The sequence below is a fragment of the Pseudomonas sp. S09G 359 genome, assembly GCF_002843605.1.
Lineage (GTDB): Bacteria > Pseudomonadota > Gammaproteobacteria > Pseudomonadales > Pseudomonadaceae > Aquipseudomonas.
In genome coordinates this window covers 6,524,129-6,544,245 of sequence record NZ_CP025263.1, presented here as the reverse complement: position 1 = coordinate 6,544,245, position 20,117 = coordinate 6,524,129, and the positions used below count along the sequence as shown (strand labels likewise).

Here is a 20,117-nt window from a genome sequence, read left to right as displayed (position 1 = left end):
CCAAACCCCAACGCCCCAGGAGAAAACAATATGACTCTGCGTAAATTCGCAGGGCTCGGAGCCCTGCTGTCCATCGTAATGCCAAGCCTGGCCATGGCGGCAGACGAAGTGGCTGCTCCAGTCCTCAATTCCGGCGACACCGCATGGATGCTGACATCCACGGCGCTGGTGCTGTTCATGACCATTCCAGGCCTGGCGCTGTTCTACGGCGGCATGGTGCGTTCCAAAAACATTCTTTCCGTGATGATGCAATGTTTCGCCATCACCGGCCTGATCACCATCCTGTGGTTCGTCTACGGCTACAGCATGGCGTTCGACACTACCGGGATGGAAGCAGGCGTCGTCAACTTCAACTCGTTCGTGGGCGGCTTGTCCAAGCTGTTCCTGTCGGGTGTGACCCCGGCGAGCATCACAGGTCCAGCGGCATTGTTCCCTGAGGCCGTGTTCGTCACCTTCCAGATGACCTTCGCCATCATCACCCCGGCGCTGATCGTCGGCGCCTTCGCCGAGCGTATGAAGTTCTCCGCGATGCTGATCTTCATGGCCGTCTGGTTCACCCTGGTCTACGCACCGATTGCCCACATGGTCTGGGGCGGTCCAGGTTCTTTGCTGGGCGACTGGGGCGTGCTGGACTTCGCTGGCGGCACCGTGGTGCACATCAACGCCGGTGTGGCTGGCCTGGTGGCGTGCATCGTGCTCGGCAAGCGTAAAGGCTTCCCGACCACCCCGATGGCGCCTCACAACCTGGGTTACACCCTGGTGGGTGCGGCAATGCTGTGGGTTGGCTGGTTCGGCTTCAACGCCGGTTCTGCTGCGGCGGCCAACGGCACTGCCGGTATGGCAATGCTGGTGACTCAGATCGCAACCGCTGCTGCTGCACTGGGCTGGATGTTCGCCGAGTGGGTCACCCACGGTAAGCCAAGCGCACTGGGCATCGCCTCGGGTGTGGTTGCCGGCCTGGTTGCCATTACCCCGGCCGCTGGCACCGTAGGCCCGATGGGCGCCCTGGTGATCGGCCTGGTCGCCGGTGTGATCTGCTTCTTCTGCGCCACCAGCCTCAAGCGCAAGCTGGGCTACGACGACTCCCTGGACGCGTTCGGCGTGCACGGTATCGGCGGTATCGTCGGTGCGATCCTCACCGGTGTGTTCGCAGCCCCTGCACTTGGCGGCTTCGGCACCGTGACTGACGTGGCGGCACAGGTCTGGATCCAGGCCAAAGGCGTCGGCTTCACCGTGATCTACACGGCGATCGTGACCTTCATCATCCTCAAGGTGCTGGACATGGTCATGGGCCTGCGGGTTACCGAGGAAGAAGAGGCGGTCGGCCTCGACCTGGCGCAACACAACGAACGCGGCTACAACTTGTAAGTACGCGAAAAAAAATGCCCGGCTTGCCGGGCATTTTTTTGTCTGGTGTTTGTCAGTCGTAGGACGTTGTACCGGTTTTCGCGCTGAGTTTGTGATCGGGCGCACACGGTACTTTTCAGCATGCGAATGTCTTACAGGCATGTAGGCGTATTCGACACTTTGTTTTTTCCCAGAGCGCGCTAGAATGCGCGCCGATGGGCGGAGAACTGTATGTGGCAACAGACCCTGATTACCCTGCGGGCCAAGCCCCGGGGCTTTCACCTGGTGACAGACGAGTTACTGGCCGGCTTGCCTGAGTTGAAGGCGTGTCGTGTGGGCCTGTTGCATCTGTGGCTGCAGCACACCTCGGCCTCGTTGACCGTCAACGAGAATGCCGATCCGGCGGTTCGTCGTGACTTCGAGCGTTTCTTCAATTCGCTGGTGCCGCAAGGCCAGGCCGGATTCGAGCACAACGACGAAGGCCCGGATGATCTGCCGGCGCACTTCAAGGCCAGCCTCCTGGGCTGTCAGCTGAGTTTGCCGGTGAAGGCCGGCCGTTTGGCGATGGGGACCTGGCAAGGGGTTTATCTAGGCGAGCACCGTGATCATGGCGGTGCTCGTAAAGTCCTCGCCACCTTGCACGGTGATGGGGCATAAGCCACTGGAAATCCTGTGGATGTTGATTTTCTTCCGGCAACCTCGACAGAGGGTGAAGCTGGGCTATAACTAATCTGCTTTTCGCAAGTCATGAGGTAGAACATGAGCGACGATGATCTGGAAAACGACGAACTGGAAGTAGGTGACGAAGACGACACCGAAGAAGGTCTTGAAGCGGCGGCGGAAGACGTTGCTGACGACGACGGTGGCGATGACGCGCCTGCCCCGGCTGCCAAAGGCAAGGCCAAGGCTGCTGTGTCGGTAGATGAATTGCCGAGCGTTGAGGCCAAGAACAAAGAGCGCGATGCGCTGGCCCGTGCGATGGAAGAATTCCTCGCTAAAGGCGGCAAAGTGCAGGAAGTCGAGGCCAACGTGGTGGCAGACCCACCGAAGAAGCCGGATAACAAGTACGGCAGCCGACCTATCTGAGGTCAGCCACCTGCTTGCTGAGAGAGCCCGCCGTCGCTGCGGGCTTTTTCATGGGTGGAATAAATTCCTCCAAGCTACTGCGGATCAAATGTGGGAGGGGGCTTGCCCCCGATGGCAGTGGGTCAGCCAGTACATCAGGTGACTGATACACCGCTATCGGGGGCAAGCCCCCTCCCACATTTGGATATTCAGTGTTGCTGCTGCAGTGTTACTGCCAGTTGCGAAGCAATTCCGGCAACTCCGTCAGGCTGCGGATCTGTGCATCTGGATGTTTGTCTCCTTCCCACACCTTACCCGTCGGGTTGAACCACACCGCCCGCAGCCCCGCCGCTTGTGCTCCGGCAATGTCATCGCCTGGGTGATCGCCGATGTGCACCGCCGCACTGGCATCCACTCCGCCGCGTTGCAACGCTTCCTGAAACAATCGCGCATCCGGCTTGGCGATGCCGATATCTTCGGCCCGCAGGGCAAAGTGGAAGTAATCCGCCAGCCCTACGCGCTGTACATCGGCGTTGCCATTGGTGATGACCCCCAGCAGGAAATGTTCGCGCAGGGCCTGCAGCATCGGCTCGGCCTCGGGGAACACGCTGATCTGGTGACGCGCGTGAATGAACGCCTCGAAGCACACATCGGCCATTTCCGTGGCCTGTGGCTGTGGATAACCGGCCTCTTCAAAAGCGTGCATCAGCACTCGGTGGCGCAGCACGCTGATGCGGTGCTTGAGTTCCGGATGACGCTGCAACACCTGCTGACGCAGGCTGGCGAAATACTCCAGCGGCAGGTCGCCGACCTTGGCGGCGTTAACCGCCAGCCATTCACGCATCGACGCTTCGGCGCTGATGATGACGGGTACGTTGTCCCAAAGTGTGTCGTCGAGGTCGAAGGTGATCAGCTTGATACTCATGAGTCGCCGCCCTTGATGCGTTTGGCCCGTGGATGGGCGCTGTCGTACACCGTTGCCAGGTGTTGGAAGTCCAGGTGGGTATAGATCTGTGTGGTCTTGATGTCGGAGTGGCCGAGCAGCTCCTGCACGGCGCGCAGGTCCTGGGATGACTCGAGCATATGGCTGGCAAAGGAGTGCCGCAGCATATGCGGGTGCAGGTTCTGCCCCAGCTCGCGCTCGCCGGCGGCTTTGACCCGTAGCTGGATCGCCCGTGGCCCCAGGCGTCGGCCTTGTTGGCTGACAAACACGGCGTCGTCGGCCGGGTTGGTCAACAGGCGCAGCGGCAACCACAGTTGCAAGGCTTCGCGGGCCTTCCTGCCCACCGGCAGCACACGGGTCTTGCTGCCCTTGCCGAGCACTTGCACCAGGCCGTCGGCCAGGTCCAGTTGGTCCAGGTTCAGGCCGGTCAGCTCCGACAGGCGCAGGCCCGAGGAGTAGAACAGTTCGAGAATGGCCTGGTCGCGATGGGCGAGGAAGTCATCTTCCACGGCGCCATCGAGCAGTTGCAGGGCGCGATCGGTGTCGAGTGTCTTGGGTAGGCGCCGTTCGCCCTTGGGCGGGGCCAGGCCATTGGCCGGGTCGTGATCGCACAGGCCTTCGCGATTCAAGTAGTGATACAGGCCGCGCACCGCTGACAGCAGGCGCGACAGGCTGCGCGAGGACTGCCCCGCCTGGTGCAGGCGCGCGATCAGGCTGCGCAGGCTCTGGATATCCAGGGCCTTCCAGCTGCTGATCTGGTGTTTTTCGCAGTACGCCAGGACCGTGTTCAGGTCCCGTCGATAGGCTTCCAGGGTGTGGGGCGACACCTGGCGCTCGTTGCGCAGGTGAGCGCAGTAAGCGTCCAGTTGCCGTTCCATGGCTAGCGCACCGCGCGCAGGGCAGTGGTGAAGCGCGGCAGCACGCGGCCCAGCACTTCGGCGATGTAGGTCAGAAACAGCGTGCCCACCGAGCTTTTGTAGTGCGCAGGGTCGCGGCTGGCGATGGCCAGCACGCCGTGCAGGCCCTGGTGGCTGAGGGCGACCACGGCGGTAGAGCCGATCTGCTTGCGCTGTTCGGCGCCAAACAGGAAGTCCAACTCATGCTCGCGCAAGGTGCCGCTGATGGTCTTGCCTTCGGACAGCAGGCCACCGATGGCGGTCTGTGCGTCGCTGCCGCTGACCCAGCGGCCCACCGGCATCGGGTTGTCGCTGAACAGAATCAGGCTGACAAAGGGCACCTGGAAGTCCTGGCGCAGGCTGTCTTCCACGGCGATCACCGTTTCCTCCAGGCTGGTGGCGTCCATCAGGGTAAGAATCAGGCGGCGGGTCTTGTCGAACAGGCGGTCATTGTCGCGGGCCACGTCCATCAGTTGTGAGAGACGATGGCGCATTTCGATATTGCGCTCGCGCAGGATCTTCATCTGCCGCTCCACCAGCGACACGGTATCGCCGCGCTGGTGGGGGATGCGCAGGGCCGGCAGCAGTTCTTCGTGGTCGACGAAAAAGTCCGGGTTAGCCTCAAGGTACGCCGCAACAGCAGCGGCCTCCAGACTTTCGTTCGGGGACGCTTCGGCGGGTACTTGAGGCTTATCGGTCATTAGCTTGGCTCACTCATAGACGGACCTGTCCTTCGTATACACGCGAGGCCGGCCCGGTCATCAGCACCGGGTGGCCAGGGCCTGCCCATTCGATGGACAAACGCCCACCGGGCAGGTCGATCAGCAGTGGCGAATCCATCCACCCCTGGCTGATCGCGGCCACGGCAGCGGCGCAAGCACCGGTGCCGCAGGCCTGGGTTTCGCCGGCACCGCGTTCCCACACACGTAGTTGTGCGCGAGAACGGTCGATCACCTGTAGGAAACCCACGTTGACCCGTGCAGGAAAGCGCGGGTGGTGTTCGATTTTCGGCCCCAATTCATCCACGGGCGCGTTGTTGATGTCGTTGACCCGCAGCACCGCATGGGGGTTGCCCATGGACACGGCGGCGATATCCACCGACTGGTCATCAACCTCCAGCGCATAACTTTTCGCCTGCTCGGGAGCCTGGAACGGAATGTCCGCCGGCACCAGGCGTGGCGCGCCCATGTTGACGCTGATCTGGCCGTCGCTGCGGATATCCAGTTCGATCACGCCGCCCTTGGTTTCGACGCGGATCTGGCGCTTGGCGGTCAGGCGCTTATCCAGCACAAAGCGCGCGAAGCAGCGCGCACCGTTGCCGCACTGTTCCACTTCGGAGCCGTCGGAGTTGAAGATCCGGTAACGGAAATCCACCTCCGGGTTGCTGGGCGCCTCGACGAGCAGCAATTGGTCGAAACCAATGCCGGTATGCCGGTCGCCCCACTGTTTGGCGTGCTTAGGCAGGATGTGCGCGTGCTGGCTGACCAGGTCGAGGACCATGAAATCATTACCCAGCCCGTGCATCTTGGTAAAACGCAGCAGCATGGCTTACTCCGGCAGCAGGCTTTCGCCAGCATACAACTCGGCTACCGTCTCGCGGCGACGCACTTCAAACGCTTGATCACCGTCCACCAGCACCTCGGCAGCACGGCCGCGGGTGTTGTAGTTGGAACTCATGACAAACCCGTATGCACCCGCCGAATGCACGGCCAGCAGGTCGCCTTCTTCCAGGGCCAGTTGACGCTCCTTGGCCAGGAAGTCACCGGTTTCGCAGATCGGGCCGACGATGTCATAGGTGCGCGGTTCGCTGTCGCGAGGCGTTACGGCAGTGACATTCATCCAGGCCTGGTACAGCGCCGGGCGGATCAGGTCGTTCATCGCCGCATCGACGATGGCGAAATCCTTGTGCTCGGTGTGCTTGAGGTACTCGACCTGGGTCAGCAGTACGCTGGCGTTGGCGACGATATAACGGCCCGGCTCGAACATCAGGGTCAGGCCGCGGCCTTCGGTGCGCTCGCGCACGGCCTGGATGTAATCGGCGATCAGCGGTGGGTTTTCATCGCGATAGCGCACACCCACGCCACCACCGAGGTCGATGTGGTGCAGGTAGATGCCGCATTCACCGAGGCGGTCGACCAGCGCAAGCAGGCGGTCGAGGGCATCCAGGAACGGCGGCAGGCTGGTCAGTTGCGAGCCGATGTGGCAGTCGACACCCAGCACTTCCAGGTTCGGCAGTTGGGCGGCGCGGATGTACACGTCCTCGGCGTCGGCGATGGCGATGCCGAACTTGTTCTCTTTGAGACCGGTGGAAATGTACGGGTGGGTGCCAGCGTCGACGTCCGGGTTGACGCGCAGGGAGATCGGCGCGCGAACGCCCATCTCGGCGGCCACGACTTGCAGGCGCTCCAGCTCGTCGGTGGATTCGACGTTGAAGCAGTGCACGCCGACTTCGAGGGCGCGGCGCATGTCTTCGCGGCTCTTGCCAACGCCGGAAAACACGATCTTGTCAGCCTTGCCACCAGCGGCCAGAACGCGTTCCAGCTCGCCACGGGAGACGATGTCGAAACCGGCGCCCAAACGCGCCAGGACATTGAGTACACCCAGGTTGGAGTTGGCCTTGACCGCGTAGCACACCAGGTGCGGTACGCCATTCAGCGGGTCGGTAAAGGAGCGGTATTGCGCTTCGATATGCGCACGGGAGTACACGTACGTCGGGGTACCAAAGCGCTGGGCAATCGCGGACAACGCCACGCCTTCCGCGAACAGCTCGCCGTCCCGGTAGTTAAAAGCGTCCATGGGGTTCCCTTAGTAGGTGTCGTGCTTATGCGCTTTGGCTGGTTTTTGCGACGATTGCGCCTGTTCATTCGGGTCTTTGCTATCGTCGGGCAGGTACAGCGGGCCTTTTTGACCACAGGCACTAACGAGGCAGGCGACCGCGACGAGCGCAGCAAGGGAAGAGATCAGGCGCTTCATGGCGAAATCCTTGAATATGCATTAATTGCGCCCGAGTATACCGACCACCCGCCAGCTTGCCTATGCGCTGGAATACCCGTCTGGCGGGGGTTTGCCGACATGGCCGCGAAGCGGACTACGCTGGCCGAGGATATTTCATACGTTCGTCGGTAATGAAATCGGTATCCTTTGCAATCAGCGGGGCTCGCCCGTATCGTGCGGCGCTTGAGCAAAACCAGACACTTTTGAGGTTGCCACAATGAGTTTGACCGAAGCCCGTTTTCACGACCTGGTGGATTCGACCCAGCAGGCGCTGGAAGATATTTTCGACGACAGCGGCCTGGACGTGGACCTGGAAAATTCGGCCGGCGTGCTGACCGTCAAGTTCGAAAATGGCACTCAATTGATCTTCAGCCGTCAGGAACCGCTGCGTCAGCTGTGGTTGGCCGCACGTTCCGGTGGTATTCACTTCGACTTCGACGAAGAAAGCGGCAAGTGGCAATGCGATAAAAGCGAAGAGCTGCTGGGTGAAATACTCGCGCGCCTGGTATTGGAACAAGCCGGCGTCGAGCTGGATTTCGACGAGATCTGAGCCGTGACCCAGCCTGCACCCGTACGCCCGCCCAAGCCGCTGTTCAGCAATGTCAGCCCGGCGGTGCCGTCACCTTGTATCAGTTTGTGTCGCCTGGACGAGCAAAAAGTCTGCCTCGGCTGTTTCCGCCATGTGGAAGACATCCGGGAATGGCGCTCTGCCGACGATGCCCGGCGCCGGGTGATCTGCGCCGAGGCCGAGCAGCGCAGGGCGCACGCCTGAGGTCGTCTTGTTTATTTGTCACGCTGTGGTAGTGTCCGGGTACGCCTCAACTCATCGAGGCCCGTGAGAACCCCGCCTTTTTCTGGCGGGGTTTTGCTTTTTTGTGCAGAAAAAAGGAGTCTGCCTGAATCATGACCACCGCACCGTCCATCATCCTCACCCGCCTAGACGTGCAGCGTCTGGAGCAACTGATCGACCGCTTGGGCGACGAGACTCCTGGCGTCGAAGCGTTGCAAGCCGAACTCGACCGTGCCGAAGACGTGGTTGGCCACGATGAAGTGCCTGCCGGTGTCGTGACCATGAACTCCAGCGTGCATTGCCGTGAGCAAGGCAGTGGCAAGGACTACCACCTGACTCTGGTTTACCCGAAAGACGCGAACGCCGATGCCGGCAAGATCTCGATCCTGGCGCCGGTAGGCAGCGCCTTGCTCGGCCTGCAGGTTGGCCAGCACATTGACTGGCCGGCGCCCGGCGGCAAGACCCTCAAGCTCGAGTTGCTGAGTGTTGAAGGCCAGCCAAAAGACGGCGGCGCCTTCTCTCTTTAACCAGAGCCGCTTTAAATCTGGCTCAGCGCCTGGTTGAGCGACAGCTCCAGCTCGGCCTTGTAGCGCAGGTACAGGTTGCTCGGGCTTTGCACATCACCGAGCAGGCCCGACAGGTCCAGGTCGGTGATGTAGCAGCGGTAACGCTCGGTTTCCCGGCGTTGCCCGACGATTTCCTGGGCGACCACTGCAAACAGTTGGTCGCCAAATTCCAGTTCGGAAAACTCCCGCTGATTGCAGTACAGGGTAATGCCCACCTGGCCCGGTGCGGCCTTGCCGATAATCGCCTGCACGTCATAAAACGGTTTATTCGCCGGGTTCTGCGGCGCCGGCCGGGGCTCGATGCCGCGTGCGCGATTGCTGCCTGACGGCAACAGTTGGTAATACAAGGTTTGTACTTCGCCCAGGGGTTGTTGCGGGTCCAGTGGTGCCAGCGCCTCGCGGCGATAAATGATCGATTGCAGGAAGCGCTGCAAGGGCGCCAACAGGCTCTGCTCGTCATGGAACGGCAAGCGCTGTTGCCAGAGCGCGTTGAACTCATCCAGCACATACAGCTCGGCGAAGCCTTCATTGACCCGGTAGAACACCTGCACACAATCGGCCTGGCCCATGGGCAGCAACAGCGCCAGGTCGTGGTCTTCCAAGGCCATGGCGTCCAGGTGCAAGGGGCTGTAGCTGGCCAGTTCTTCGCTGAGGTAGGCAACCAGCGCCTCCTGGGTCGCCAGCGATACATGGGTGGCTTGGCCGGGCACCAGCTCCATCACGTGGTAGTGCTGTTGCACCTGCAGCAGGTAGCGGTGGTTGCCCCGACCCAGCAGCAGGTTCTGCGCGGTGTCGAAGATTTCCTCCACACGCTGGGCAATGAATTGCGCACGGTTGTGGCAGAAGCAGCGCACCCGCAGTCGCGGCAGGTGATCGGCCGGCAGTTGGTTGAGGTAGTCGCGCAGGCAGTCGAGCAGTGCATGGGGGCCGTCGTAGCGGCTGACCATCACCTCGTTCCAACTGTTAAGCGTGACCTGGTCCAGGGTCAGCACCAGGTTGTCGCGCACACCGGCATAACTCAGGGAGTCGGTGCGCTCGGTGGTCATCAGGATATTCAGGTCGCGGTGGTGCTTGAGCGGGTCGACGCCGACGTTGATCAGCAACAACACCTCTTCGGGCACCGCCGAACGCAGCAAACGTTCTTCATCAACGCTGGCCAGGGGCAAGGCGACGGTCTGTTGCAGGCTGCCCAGCAGGTTGAACAGCTCGAATTCGGTCATGTCGCTGGTGCCGGGGTGCAAGGCCAGGCGAGTGCTGCTGTCGATCACACCGTTGCGGTGGCACCAGGTGAGCATTTCCAGCAGGTCGCGGCTGCGCTTGATCGGCGCGAAATGCTCCCATTCCAGAGCCGTGAGGTTGCCGTTGTATAGGCCCCAATGGTGCTGGCCGGGCTCCTTGCGGTTGGGCGATTGCACCAGGGTCAGGGTGTCTTCGGCCAGGTCCGGGGCGATGCCGGGGTTGATGAACTCGACCTTTCCGGCCTTGCGTTCAAAGGCCGCATACAGGCGCCGGCCCAGCACATTGAGGTCGCGTTTGTTGATCAGGCTCACCGTCTGTTCGGTGCGGGCGAACTGGGTCAGGAAGCGATAGCTATAGTTGAGCTCGTTGACCAGCGCGCGGCGCTCGGAGGCCACCTGGCGCACTTTCCATTGGCTGCGGCTGTCCAGCAGCGTCAGTTGGCGCTGGTCCCAGCCCCACTCATGGGCCAGGCGCTCCAGCAACAACCGCTGCCAACTGGTGGCGCGCTGGCCGGCGGTAAGCTTGCGGTTGACCTTCAGGTACAGCGCACGGCGTACCAGTTCCAGGCGTTCCGGCTCGTTGCGCGCCTTGAGGTGTTCCTCGATGCGGCGGTACACCACGATGTACGGGTCCAGCTCATCGATGTCCATCTGGTTGGCGAACACCGCGCGCTTGAAGCGCAGGCTCAGGCAGTGCACGTTCGGATGCTCGCTGGCGTAGACCTCGGTCAGCAGCAGCTTGAGCACCGACTTGTAGGGCGACTCGATGCCCTTGAACAGTTGCCACAACCCGGCACCAATAAACTCGCCCGGAGGGATGCGCGCCAGGTGGCCGAGGTCGAGGGTTTCATCGGCGCGGATAAACCGCTTGGAGATCAGCGTGTGAGTAAATTCGGCATAGCGGGTTTCTTCATACACCGGCACCAGCCACCAGATCGGCGTGCGCCCGGCCAGCCAGATGGCGGTGCGGTAGAACTCGTCCAGCAGCAGGTAGTGCTGAGTGGTGCCGCAGTCCTCGGAGCTGAGTTGGGTGTCGCGCTCGCCCAGCACAAAGCGGGTCGGCTCGATCAGGAAGAAGTGCGCCTCGGCGCCCATGCTCAGCGCCCAGGTTTCCAGCAGTTGGCATTTCTTGCGCAGTTCGGCCAGCTCGTTCTCGCCCAGGTCCGGCGCAAGGCAGACCCACACGTCCATGTCGCTCTGGTCGGCCTGGGCCAGGGTGCCGAGGCTGCCCATCAGGAACAGGCCATGGATCGGCTTGGGTTGGTTGCTGGCGCGCGACTTATAAGAGAACGAACGGGTCAGCCGCTGGGCTTCGGCCAGGGCTTGAGCGTCGGGTTCGAAATTCGACAGGCCCGCCGGCGTGCTGCCCGATACATAGCCCGGCAGCAGCGGGTGGTTAACGTGGAAAAACAACGGTAACAGGGTCAGCACACTTTGCTGGCGTGGCGTCAGCCCCTCGACCGCCCGGGCCATGCGCCCCTCATTGAGGGCCATGAAGCGCGCGCGCAACTGGGCCAGAACCTTGCGGTCGATGCCTTCGTCCAGGTCGGGGCGGATTTCATGGGTGCGGGTCATGTCGGATTCGTTGGCTCGCAGGGCCCGACGTGGGCGGCCGTATCGGAGTTTACAGCCAGTAGCGTAGGAGGTTTAGCGGGAAATGGTTTTTGACGCCAGAATATTGTGTCTGCCACGGCAACGCCCGCGGAATCCGCAGCGGGGCGGACTCCATGGGCGGTATCCGGTATCAGGCGGCTTCTTTGCTCGTGGCAGTGGTCAAGATGGTCAGCAGGGTTTGCGCTTGTTCTGCGGCGTCGCGGCCCAGGCTGGTGAGGTAGCCTCCGTCGGGCTGGTCGATAAGCCCTTTGGCATGGAGGCGCTTGGCAGCGGCGATGGCCGTGGGAGCGGCAGTCTGATGGACTTTCAGACCTTCTTTGGTGCTGTCCAGGGGGAAGAGTACAAGGATTTCCAGTTCGGCAACCAACTCAGGGGTATACGACATAAGGACTCCAGACTTTCTAAAATTTATTAGAGGCTAGCAGGCCATAAGGTGAACGCACTTTGCCGAACTGTCCAGCGTGTTGCTGCGCGCCGGGATTATTCCTTTTCGGGCGGCAGTTCAGGCAATGCCCGCAGCGCTGTTTCATACCATTCGGTATCGAAGGCGCGGTCCTCGTCCAGCATCGCGTCGATCTCGTACGCCAGCACGTGGGCCATGAGATTGAGGATATCTTCGCGCTCGTAGCCCACCAGTGTCAGCTTGTTGAAAGTAGCTTTGGCGGCCGGCGGGTTATCGCTTTCGATCTGGTTTTCGATGGCCTGGATCAGCGTGCTTTCAGTAAATTCTTCTTCGTCGTTGTCAATGTCGGTCGGCTCGCTCATGGCAGGCTCCTCAAGGAAAGGCTGCCAGTCTACCCCCATTCAGACGGGTGATGCTGCTGGCGAGGCCAGGCCCTGGGAGCTATAACGCTTGCAGCCAACCCCATTCCCGGCCTGGAGGCAACCGCAAATGCTCAAGCTTTACGGATTTTCAGTCAGCAACTACTACAACATGGTCAAGCTGGCGCTGCTGGAGAAGGGGCTGCCTTTCGAAGAGGTGCCTTTTTATGCCGGGCAAACCCCTGAAGCCCTGGCCGTGAGCCCGCGCGGCAAGGTGCCGGTGCTGGGGGTGAAACAGGGGTTTATCAACGAAACCAGTGTGATCCTCGAATACCTCGAACACACCCAGGAGGGCCCCGCGCTGCTGCCGGCCGAGCCGTTTCAGCGTGCCCAGGTGCTGGCGCTGTGCCGGGAAATCGAGCTGTACATCGAATTGCCCGCCCGTGCGTGCTTCGCCGAAGCATTTTTCGGCATGGCAGTGCCGGAGGCGATCAAGGAGAAATCCAAGACCGAGTTGCTGCTGGGGGTCGCGTCACTGGGCCGGCACGGCAAGTTTGCGCCGTATGTGGCGGGGGAGAGTTTCACGATTGCGGATCTGTATTTCATGTACAGCGTGAACCTCGCCTGCGCGGTGGGCGAGAAGCTGTTTGGCTTGGATTTGCTGGCTGAAATGCCAAAGGCCAAGGCGCTGCTGGAGCGCTTGCATGCCATGCCCAACGCTCAAAAAGTGGCGGCAGACCGCGAGGCAGCGATGCCAGCCTTTATGGCGATGATTGCAGCCAAAAAGTAAGCGAAAATCTTCAGGCGAGGGCGCCTTTGTGGCGAGCGGGCTTGCCCGCGCTGGGTTGCGAAGCGAGCCCAAAATCAGTCACCGCGTAATACCTGGGTAAACTCGGTGGCTGTATTGGGGCTGCTGCGCAACCCAGCGCGGGCAAGCCCGCTCGCCACAGAAGCGCTCTTGTCACAGAAGCCCTGCTGTTAAAGAAGCCTGCTGGCTAACGGGTTAGCGGCTGGCCAGTAAGGCCTGGCCACGCACGACAGCTGCCTTCACCTGCGCCGGCGCAGTCCCGCCGACGTGGTTACGCGCATTTACCGAGCCTTCCAGGGTCAGCACGGCGAACACGTCCTGTTCGATCTGGTCGCTGAACTGGCGCAGTTCTTCCAGGCTCATCTCTGCCAGGTCCTTGCCGGTGTCCACGCCGTATTTCACCGCATGGCCGACGATTTCGTGGCAGTCACGGAACGGCAGGCCACGGCGCACCAGGTAGTCCGCCAGGTCAGTCGCGGTGGAGAACCCACGCAAGGCCGCTTCACGCATGATCGCGTGCTTGGGCTTGATCGCCGGGATCATGTCGGCAAACGCACGCAGCGAGTCGCGCAGGGTGTCGGCGGCGTCGAACAGCGGTTCCTTGTCTTCCTGGTTGTCCTTGTTGTAGGCCAGCGGTTGGCCTTTCATCAGGGTCAGCAGGCCCATCAGCGCGCCGAAGACACGACCGCTCTTGCCACGTACCAGCTCGGGCACGTCGGGGTTTTTCTTTTGCGGCATGATCGAGCTGCCGGTGCAGAAGCGGTCCGGCAGGTCGATGAACTGGAATTGCGCGCTGGTCCACAGCACCAGCTCTTCGGAGAAGCGCGACAGGTGCATCATCGCGATGCTGGCGGCGGCGCAGAATTCGATGGCGAAGTCACGGTCCGACACCCCGTCCAGGGAGTTGCCGCCCACGGCGTCAAAGCCCAGCAACTGCGCGGTGTATTCGCGGTCGATCGGGTAGGTGGTGCCCGCCAGCGCGGCGCTGCCCAACGGCATGCGGTTGGCACGTTTGCGGCAATCCACCAGGCGCTCGTAGTCACGGCTGAGCATTTCGAACCAGGCCAGCAGGTGATGGCCGAAGGTCACCGGCTGTGCGGTTTGCAGGTGGGTGAAGCCGGGCATGATGGTGTCCGATTCACGCTCGGCCTGCTCCAGCAGACCTTTTTGCAGGCGGGTGATTTCGCCCAGGATCAGGTCGATTTCATCGCGCAGCCACAGGCGGATATCGGTGGCCACCTGGTCGTTACGGCTGCGGCCGGTGTGCAGCTTCTTGCCGGTCACACCGATGCGATCGGTGAGGCGGGCCTCGATGTTCATGTGCACGTCTTCCAGGTCGACGCGCCAGTCGAACGTGCCGGCTTCGATTTCACCGCGAATGGTGGTCAGGCCGTCGATGATGCTGTCGCGCTCGGCGTCGGTCAGCACGCCGACCTTGGCCAGCATCGTCGCGTGGGCGATCGATCCCATGATGTCGTGGCGGTACAGGCGCTGGTCGAAGGTGACGGAGGCGGTGAAGCGCGCGACGAAGGCGTCGACGGGTTCACTGAAGCGGCCGCCCCAGGACTGGTTGGTCTTGTCGGTGCTCATGGATTCGCTCGTGATCTGCTAAGTAAGGAGGCTGGAAGTCTGCCGCGATAATAACAGGGTTGCCCGTGGAGGCGGTGCTGCGGGTCGTCGGCATTTTTATTTGCGCAAAGGATGGCTAAGTGCCTTGCCGCCGAACGCGTCCGGGAAGAGACTGGAGGCGGGTGCTTATTGATACGATATTTAACGATTGAGCAATGCTGTCTCAGTGAGCGTCTACAGTTGGACTGATAGTGTGTGAATGCACCAAAGTCGGGTGATGCGGTCATACCCAGACTATCCATTTAAACAGGGGGGTATTCGGATTGTGTATCAGCAAACCCTACGACGATGCCCGCAGGCAGCAGGTCTTGGGCGCTATTGAACAGGTCCGGGTAAATATGGGTGCCGCTGCCAGGGCACTTTTTGCCGCTCGCGCTAGTCTTAGCGTGGATCGCTGTGACGCAAGTCACCGCACCTGTCTACGCTATCCTTGTGCGAGACTCACGCAGGAATCCAGCGCAATATGAATGTCCTGATCGTTGATGACGAACCCCAAGCCCGCGAACGACTGAGCCGTTTGGTCAGTGAACTCGAGGGTTATACAGTCCTTGAACCGAGCGCCACCACGGGCGAAGAAGCGTTGACGCTGATCGACAGCCTCAAGCCGGATGTGGTGTTGCTCGATATCCGTTTGCCGGGCCTTGACGGCCTGCAAGTCGCCGCCCGCCTGAGCGAGCGAGAATCGCCGCCAGCCGTGGTGCTGTGTGCGGCCCAGGAAGAGTTTTCCGCAGACACGCTGGAAGCCAGCGGTGTCAGCTTCCTTACCAAGCCGATAGCGGGCGAAGCGCTGCTCAAGGCGCTGAAAAAGGCCGAGCGCCCCAACCGCGTACAGCTCGCAGCCCTGACCCAGCCCGCTGCCCAAAGTGGTAACGGGCCGCGCAGCCATATCAGCGCACGCACACGCAAAGGCATCGAGCTGATCCCGCTGGGCGAGGTGGTCTATTTTATTGCCGACCACAAGTACGTGACCTTGCGCCACGAGGCCGGCGAAGTTTTGCTGGATGAGCCGCTCAAGGCTCTGGAGGATGAGTTCGGCGACCGCTTCGTGCGTATCCACCGCAACGCGCTGGTGGCCCGCGAACGTATCGAGCGCCTGCAACGCACGCCGCTGGGGCACTTCCAGTTGTTCCTCAAGGGGCTCAACGGGGATGCATTGATCGTCAGCCGACGCCATGTCGCCGGCGTGCGCAAGATGATGCAGCAGCTTTAGCCCGAGGGCTTTGGCCAGGCCTGCAATCCTTATCCCGGTGCGACGTGGCCAGGGAGGCCCCGCACTTGCTGATTCAAATCAAAGCGTATTTGCCTGAGCTGTTATTATCTGCCGTATCTATTCAGTACGGATTGATCCATGTCCTCTCGCGAAATCCGCATCGCCACCCGTAAAAGCGCCCTGGCCTTGTGGCAGGCCGAATACGTCAAAGCACGCCTTGAGCAGGCCCACCCGGGTCTCACGGTGTCCCTGGTGCCCATGGTCAGTCGCGGCGACAAGCTGCTGGACTCGCCACTGTCGAAAATCGGCGGCAAGGGCCTGTTCGTCAAGGAACTGGAAACCGCGCTGCTGGAAAATGAAGCCGACATCGCCGTGCACTCGATGAAAGACGTGCCCATGGACTTCCCTGAAGGCCTGGGCCTGTTTTGTATCTGCGAGCGTGAAGACCCGCGCGATGCCTTCGTTTCCAACACCTATGCGTCCCTGGAAGAGTTGCCCTTGGGCAGCATCGTTGGCACGTCCAGCCTGCGTCGCCAGGCACAGTTGCTGACCCGCCGCCCAGACCTGCAGATCCGCTTTCTACGCGGCAACGTCAACACCCGTCTGGCCAAGCTGGATGCCGGTGAATATGACGCGATCATCCTCGCGGCGGCCGGCTTGATCCGCCTGGGTTTCGAAGACCGCATCACCTCGGCCATCAGCGTCGAAGACAGCCTGCCAGCTGGCGGGCAGGGCGCCGTCGGCATCGAATGCCGTACCGCCGACAGCGAAATCCACGCCCTGCTCAAACCCCTGGACCACCACGACACCGAAGTACGTGTCACGGCCGAGCGCGCCCTGAACAAGCACCTCAACGGTGGCTGCCAGGTGCCAATCGCCTGTTACGCCGTGCTGGAGGGTGAAAATCTCTGGCTGCGCGGCCTGGTCGGTGATCCGGACGGCGGCACCCTGCTGACCGCCGAAGTGCGCGGCCCGCAGCGTGACGCCACGGCATTGGGTATCCAGGTGGCGGAAGAACTGCTGGGCAAAGGCGCCGGCGCCATTCTGCAAAAGGTCTATGGCGAGGCCGGCCCGCAGTGACCGACTGGCGAGTGCTGCTGACGCGGCCCGCCGAGGAATCGGCGGCCCTGGCGGCGGTATTGTCCGACGCTGGTATTTTCAGCAGCAGCTTGCCGTTGCTCGACATTGAGCCGTTGCCCATCACGCCCGAACAGCACGCGGTCTTGCGTGACCTTGGCCGCTATTGTGCGGTGATTGTGGTGAGCAAGCCGGCTGCGCGCCTTGCTGTGCAAGCGTTGGATCAAGCTTGGCCGCAGTTGCCGTGGTTCAGTGTTGGCGCGGCGACTGCCCAAGTATTGGCCGATCATGGCCTGAGCGTTCACTATCCCCAAACGGGCGACGACAGCGAGGCCTTGCTTCAATTGCCTGCGTTGCGCGAGGCTATCGCACGCCCCGCTGCCCGGGTGTTGATCCTGCGGGGCGAGGGCGGTCGGGAGCTGCTGGCTGAGCGTTTGCGCGAGCAAGGTGCTAGTGTCGACTATCTGGAATTGTATCGCCGCTTGCTTCCGGATTACGACGCTGGCGTGCTGATGCAACGCATCCAGTTGGAACGCCTGAACGGGCTGGTGGTCAGCAGTGGGCAGGGTTTCTTGCACCTGCAAGCCCTGGCCGGCGCCGATTGGCAGCAGGTGGCACAGCTGCCGTTGTTCGTGCCCAGCCCGCGAGTCTATGAGATGGCGCGGGCTGCAGGTGCAGAAAAAGTTGTGGATTGTCGCGGCGCGAGTGCCGCGGCTTTGTTAGTGGCGTTACGGAGTCATCCCGTTGCCACTCTCTGATACGCAAAGGACGGACACGTGAGCGAAACAGCCTTGCCTAAAGATGAAACCCAACCCGCACTTGATGCGCCGGTTGAGTCACCGGTTACCGCGCCGCGCCGTGGCAATGGCCTGGCAATTGTCGCCCTGCTGCTGGGTGCTGCCGGTGTAGCCGCCGGCGGTTGGGGGATCTGGCAGGTTCGTGCCCTGCAAGCCGGCAGCCAGCAACAGCTGGGTCAGGTGCAGACCCTCGATGACCAATCCCAATCCCTCAAGCAAAGCCAGCAACAGCTGGCCGCGCGCCTGGCCCAACTGCCCGGCGCGGACGAATTGGAAGAGCGCCGTCGCCTGGTGGCCCAGCTGCAAGGTGATCAGCAGCGCCTGAGCCAGCGTTTGGAAACCGTGCTGGGCGCCAGTCGCCAGGATTGGCGTTTGGCCGAAGCCGAGCACTTGATTCGCCTGGCGAGCTTGCGACTGTCTGCCCTGCAAGACATCAACAGTGCACAGGCGCTGGTCCAGGGTGCCGACGAAATTCTTCGCGAGCAGAGCGACCCGGGTTCCTACGCCGCCCGCGAGCAGTTGGCCAAGAGCCTTGCCGCGTTGCGCAGCACCGAGCAGCCGGACCGCACCGGGCTGTACCTGCAATTGGCGGCCCTGCGTGATCAGGTCGTGCAGTTGGCAGCCATTGCTCCTGAATATCAACTCACTGAACCCGCGTCCGATGGGCGCCCGACCACGGATACGGACAGCCGCTGGAGCCAGTGGTGGGAGCAGATTTCGCGCTACTTCCGCATCGACTTCAACCCGGATGACAACATCCGTCCGCTGCTCGCCGGCCAAGGTTTGAACCAGGTGCGCCTGGCCCTCAGCCTAGCCCTGGAGCAAGCGCAGTGGGCGGCGCTGAATGGCGAGACGGCGGTCTACAGTCGCGCCCTGGGCGAGGCGCGCAGCGTGCTGAAGGACAACTTCAACCAGGACAACCCGCAAAGCAAGGCGATGCTGGCACGTGTCGCCGAGCTTGAGCCCAAGGCCGTCTCCGTGGCCACGCCGGACCTGGCCGCGAGCCTGGCCGCCGTGCAGGCGTACCTTGAACGTCGGCATTTGTCTGCCGACGAAGCCAAGGCGGCGGCGGGTACGCCGGCGAAGCAGGAGTAGAGCCGATGAAACGCTTCTATGTGATCCTGGTGCTGGCGATTGCAATTGCCCTGGCGCTTGCCGTGGGCATTTCAAAACACACCGGCTACGTGCTGATTACCTACCCGCATGTGCTGCATTACGAGTCGAGCCTGTGGGCGACCGTGGTGGCTATTGCTGCCATCGCCCTGGCGATCTACTTGATTCGCGTGCTGTTAGGCCTGGTCACCACCTCTGGTGGCGTGGTTAACCCGTGGTCGCGGCGCAATCGTAGCCGACGCGTGCAGATCGCCATCGAGCAGGGCCAGATGGACCTCGCTGAGGGCCGCTGGGCCAGTGCCGAGCGCCACCTGCATCGGGCCGCCGAAGCCGAGCGCCAGCCATTGCTGTACTACCTTGGCGCGGCGCGGGCGGCCAATGAGCAGGGCCGTTATGAAGAGTCCGACGGCCTGCTGGAGCGTGCACTGGAGCGCCAGCCCCAGGCTGAGCTGGCGGTTGCCTTGAGCCATGCGCAACTGCAACTGGACCGTGGCGATACTGACGGCGCGTTGACCACCTTGCAGGCGATGCACGAGCGTCATCCCCATAACGCCCAGGTGTTGCGCCAATTGCAGCGTCTGCACCAGCAGCGGGGCGACTGGTCAGCCGTGATTCGCCTGCTGCCGGAGCTGCGCAAAGACAAGGTGCTGCCTGCCGGTGAGCTGGCCGAGCTTGAGCGCCGCGCCTGGGGTGAGAACCTGAGCCTGGCGGCCCAGCGTGAAGAGCAGGGCGAAGCTGGCTTGCAGGCCCTCGAGCGGGCCTGGCAGCAACTGACATCGGCCCAGCGCCAGGAGCCACAATTGGTTCTGGCGTATGCCGAGCAACTGCGCCAACTGGGCGCTGATGCCAAGGCCGAAGAAGCGCTGCGGGGCGCAATCAAGCGCGGCTATGACAGCCACCTGATCCGCCTCTACGGCCTGCTGCGTGGCAGTGATCCGGCACGGCAACTGAAGTTTGCCGAAGGCTGGCTGAAGGATCATCCCGGCGATGCCAGCTTGCTGCTGACGCTGGGTCGCCTGTGCCTGCAAAACAGCCTGTGGGGCAAGGCGCGGGATTATCTGGAGAGCAGCCTGCAAGTCCAGCGCAACCCTGAGGCCTGTGCCGAGCTGGCGCGACTGCTGGCCCAGCTGGGTGACACCGAACGCAGCAACCAGTTGTTCCAGGAAGGCTTGGGCCTGCTGGATAACCGTTTGCTGGCATCGCCGTTGCCTGCTCCGGCACGGGTTTGATGTAGGAAAAGATTCAGGGTTGGTTCAGATGCGTCTGAT

The 20,117-nt window shown here is 62.1% G+C and carries 22 protein-coding genes and 1 pseudogene; 13 read left to right on the top strand and 10 right to left on the bottom strand.

The features are described from left to right. The first annotated feature begins 30 nt into the window (after positions 1-30). From CXQ82_RS30210 to sutA, 3 genes are all read left to right on the top strand, one after another. A complete protein-coding gene (locus CXQ82_RS30210) occupies positions 31-1,368 on the top strand; it encodes an ammonium transporter (RefSeq protein WP_101273564.1) in 1,338 nt (445 codons plus the stop codon). A gap of 210 nt (positions 1,369-1,578) precedes the next feature. After that, positions 1,579-2,004 carry a secondary thiamine-phosphate synthase enzyme YjbQ gene (locus CXQ82_RS30205; RefSeq protein WP_101273563.1) on the top strand — a complete coding sequence of 142 codons (426 nt, stop codon included), beginning with the start codon at positions 1,579-1,581 and terminating at the stop codon, positions 2,002-2,004. A 102-nt stretch (positions 2,005-2,106) separates the two neighbouring features. Continuing rightward, complete coding sequence (gene sutA / locus CXQ82_RS30200) at positions 2,107-2,433, top strand: transcriptional regulator SutA (protein WP_016975879.1); 327 nt, start codon at positions 2,107-2,109, stop codon at positions 2,431-2,433. Between the two features lie 208 nt (positions 2,434-2,641). On the opposite strand, the gene CXQ82_RS30195 is transcribed toward sutA, so the two are convergent. Genes CXQ82_RS30195 through CXQ82_RS30170 form a run of 6 tightly spaced genes read right to left on the bottom strand, consistent with a single transcriptional unit; the run spans position 2,642 to position 7,224 of the window. Next, positions 2,642-3,337: an HAD family hydrolase gene (locus CXQ82_RS30195; protein ID WP_101273562.1), complete on the bottom strand. Its 696-nt coding sequence runs from the start codon at positions 3,335-3,337 to the stop codon at positions 2,642-2,644. Continuing rightward, complete coding sequence (gene xerC / locus CXQ82_RS30190; protein WP_101273561.1) at positions 3,334-4,233, bottom strand: tyrosine recombinase XerC; 900 nt, start codon at positions 4,231-4,233, stop codon at positions 3,334-3,336. Before xerC ends, CXQ82_RS30195 begins: the two co-directional genes overlap by 4 nt. A gap of 2 nt (positions 4,234-4,235) precedes the next feature. After that, positions 4,236-4,952: a DUF484 family protein gene (locus CXQ82_RS30185; RefSeq protein WP_101273560.1), complete on the bottom strand. Its 717-nt coding sequence runs from the start codon at positions 4,950-4,952 to the stop codon at positions 4,236-4,238. A gap of 13 nt (positions 4,953-4,965) precedes the next feature. Further along, positions 4,966-5,796 (bottom strand): diaminopimelate epimerase, encoded by an 831-nt coding sequence (gene dapF, locus CXQ82_RS30180; protein WP_101273559.1) that lies wholly within the window; start codon positions 5,794-5,796, stop codon positions 4,966-4,968. A 3-nt stretch (positions 5,797-5,799) separates the two neighbouring features. Beyond that, positions 5,800-7,047 carry a diaminopimelate decarboxylase gene (lysA, locus tag CXQ82_RS30175; protein WP_101273558.1) on the bottom strand — a complete coding sequence of 416 codons (1,248 nt, stop codon included), beginning with the start codon at positions 7,045-7,047 and terminating at the stop codon, positions 5,800-5,802. A 9-nt stretch (positions 7,048-7,056) separates the two neighbouring features. Beyond that, a complete protein-coding gene (locus CXQ82_RS30170; RefSeq protein WP_017845169.1) occupies positions 7,057-7,224 on the bottom strand; it encodes a lipoprotein in 168 nt (55 codons plus the stop codon). Positions 7,225-7,462: 238 nt separating this feature from the next. Here CXQ82_RS30170 and cyaY point away from each other — a divergent pair, with 238 nt between their 5' ends. The 3 genes from cyaY to rnk all read left to right on the top strand — a co-directional run bounded on the left by cyaY (position 7,463) and on the right by rnk (position 8,562). After that, positions 7,463-7,795: an iron donor protein CyaY gene (cyaY, locus tag CXQ82_RS30165; RefSeq protein ID WP_101273557.1), complete on the top strand. Its 333-nt coding sequence runs from the start codon at positions 7,463-7,465 to the stop codon at positions 7,793-7,795. 3 nt (positions 7,796-7,798) lie between these two features. Continuing rightward, on the top strand, positions 7,799-8,017 hold the full coding sequence (locus CXQ82_RS30160) for a DUF1289 domain-containing protein (protein WP_015886498.1): 219 nt from the start codon (positions 7,799-7,801) through the stop codon (positions 8,015-8,017). 131 nt (positions 8,018-8,148) lie between these two features. After that, positions 8,149-8,562, top strand: coding sequence for a nucleoside diphosphate kinase regulator (gene rnk, locus CXQ82_RS30155; RefSeq protein WP_101273556.1), 414 nt, complete (start codon positions 8,149-8,151; stop codon positions 8,560-8,562). Positions 8,563-8,573: 11 nt separating this feature from the next. On the opposite strand, the gene CXQ82_RS30150 is transcribed toward rnk, so the two are convergent. The 3 genes from CXQ82_RS30150 to CXQ82_RS30140 all read right to left on the bottom strand — a co-directional run bounded on the left by CXQ82_RS30150 (position 8,574) and on the right by CXQ82_RS30140 (position 12,218). Next, the gene (locus CXQ82_RS30150; protein WP_101273555.1) at positions 8,574-11,414 is read right to left on the bottom strand and encodes a class I adenylate cyclase; all 2,841 of its coding nucleotides are present in this window, start codon (positions 11,412-11,414) and stop codon (positions 8,574-8,576) included. Positions 11,415-11,583: 169 nt separating this feature from the next. Then, positions 11,584-11,838 carry a TIGR02647 family protein gene (locus CXQ82_RS30145; protein WP_101273554.1) on the bottom strand — a complete coding sequence of 85 codons (255 nt, stop codon included), beginning with the start codon at positions 11,836-11,838 and terminating at the stop codon, positions 11,584-11,586. Between the two features lie 95 nt (positions 11,839-11,933). Next, positions 11,934-12,218 (bottom strand): hypothetical protein, encoded by a 285-nt coding sequence (locus tag CXQ82_RS30140; protein WP_101273553.1) that lies wholly within the window; start codon positions 12,216-12,218, stop codon positions 11,934-11,936. A 127-nt stretch (positions 12,219-12,345) separates the two neighbouring features. Here CXQ82_RS30140 and CXQ82_RS30135 point away from each other — a divergent pair, with 127 nt between their 5' ends. Further along, on the top strand, positions 12,346-13,005 hold the full coding sequence (locus CXQ82_RS30135) for a glutathione S-transferase family protein (protein ID WP_101273552.1): 660 nt from the start codon (positions 12,346-12,348) through the stop codon (positions 13,003-13,005). A gap of 213 nt (positions 13,006-13,218) precedes the next feature. Here the strand turns inward: CXQ82_RS30135 and argH are convergent, their stop codons facing one another. Beyond that, a complete protein-coding gene (gene argH, locus CXQ82_RS30130; protein ID WP_101273551.1) occupies positions 13,219-14,613 on the bottom strand; it encodes an argininosuccinate lyase in 1,395 nt (464 codons plus the stop codon). A 389-nt stretch (positions 14,614-15,002) separates the two neighbouring features. On the opposite strand from argH, the pseudogene CXQ82_RS31750 reads away from it, so the two are divergent. The 6 genes and pseudogenes from CXQ82_RS31750 to CXQ82_RS30105 form a co-directional block, all read left to right on the top strand. After that, positions 15,003-15,119: pseudogene (locus CXQ82_RS31750) on the top strand (sensor histidine kinase); the annotation flags it as partial. Further along, positions 15,116-15,862 (top strand): LytTR family DNA-binding domain-containing protein, encoded by a 747-nt coding sequence (locus CXQ82_RS30120; RefSeq protein WP_101273550.1) that lies wholly within the window; start codon positions 15,116-15,118, stop codon positions 15,860-15,862. The pseudogene CXQ82_RS31750 and the gene CXQ82_RS30120, both read left to right, overlap by 4 nt. 138 nt (positions 15,863-16,000) lie before the next feature. Then, the gene (gene hemC / locus CXQ82_RS30115) at positions 16,001-16,942 is read left to right on the top strand and encodes a hydroxymethylbilane synthase (RefSeq protein WP_101273549.1); all 942 of its coding nucleotides are present in this window, start codon (positions 16,001-16,003) and stop codon (positions 16,940-16,942) included. Beyond that, on the top strand, positions 16,939-17,697 hold the full coding sequence (locus CXQ82_RS31745; RefSeq protein ID WP_256581855.1) for a uroporphyrinogen-III synthase: 759 nt from the start codon (positions 16,939-16,941) through the stop codon (positions 17,695-17,697). The genes hemC and CXQ82_RS31745 overlap by 4 nt, the downstream gene beginning before the upstream one ends. A gap of 18 nt (positions 17,698-17,715) precedes the next feature. Further along, on the top strand, positions 17,716-18,831 hold the full coding sequence (locus CXQ82_RS31740; protein ID WP_256581854.1) for a uroporphyrinogen-III C-methyltransferase: 1,116 nt from the start codon (positions 17,716-17,718) through the stop codon (positions 18,829-18,831). A gap of 5 nt (positions 18,832-18,836) precedes the next feature. Further along, on the top strand, positions 18,837-20,078 hold the full coding sequence (locus tag CXQ82_RS30105) for a heme biosynthesis protein HemY (RefSeq protein ID WP_101273548.1): 1,242 nt from the start codon (positions 18,837-18,839) through the stop codon (positions 20,076-20,078). The last annotated feature ends 39 nt before the right edge of the window (positions 20,079-20,117 follow it).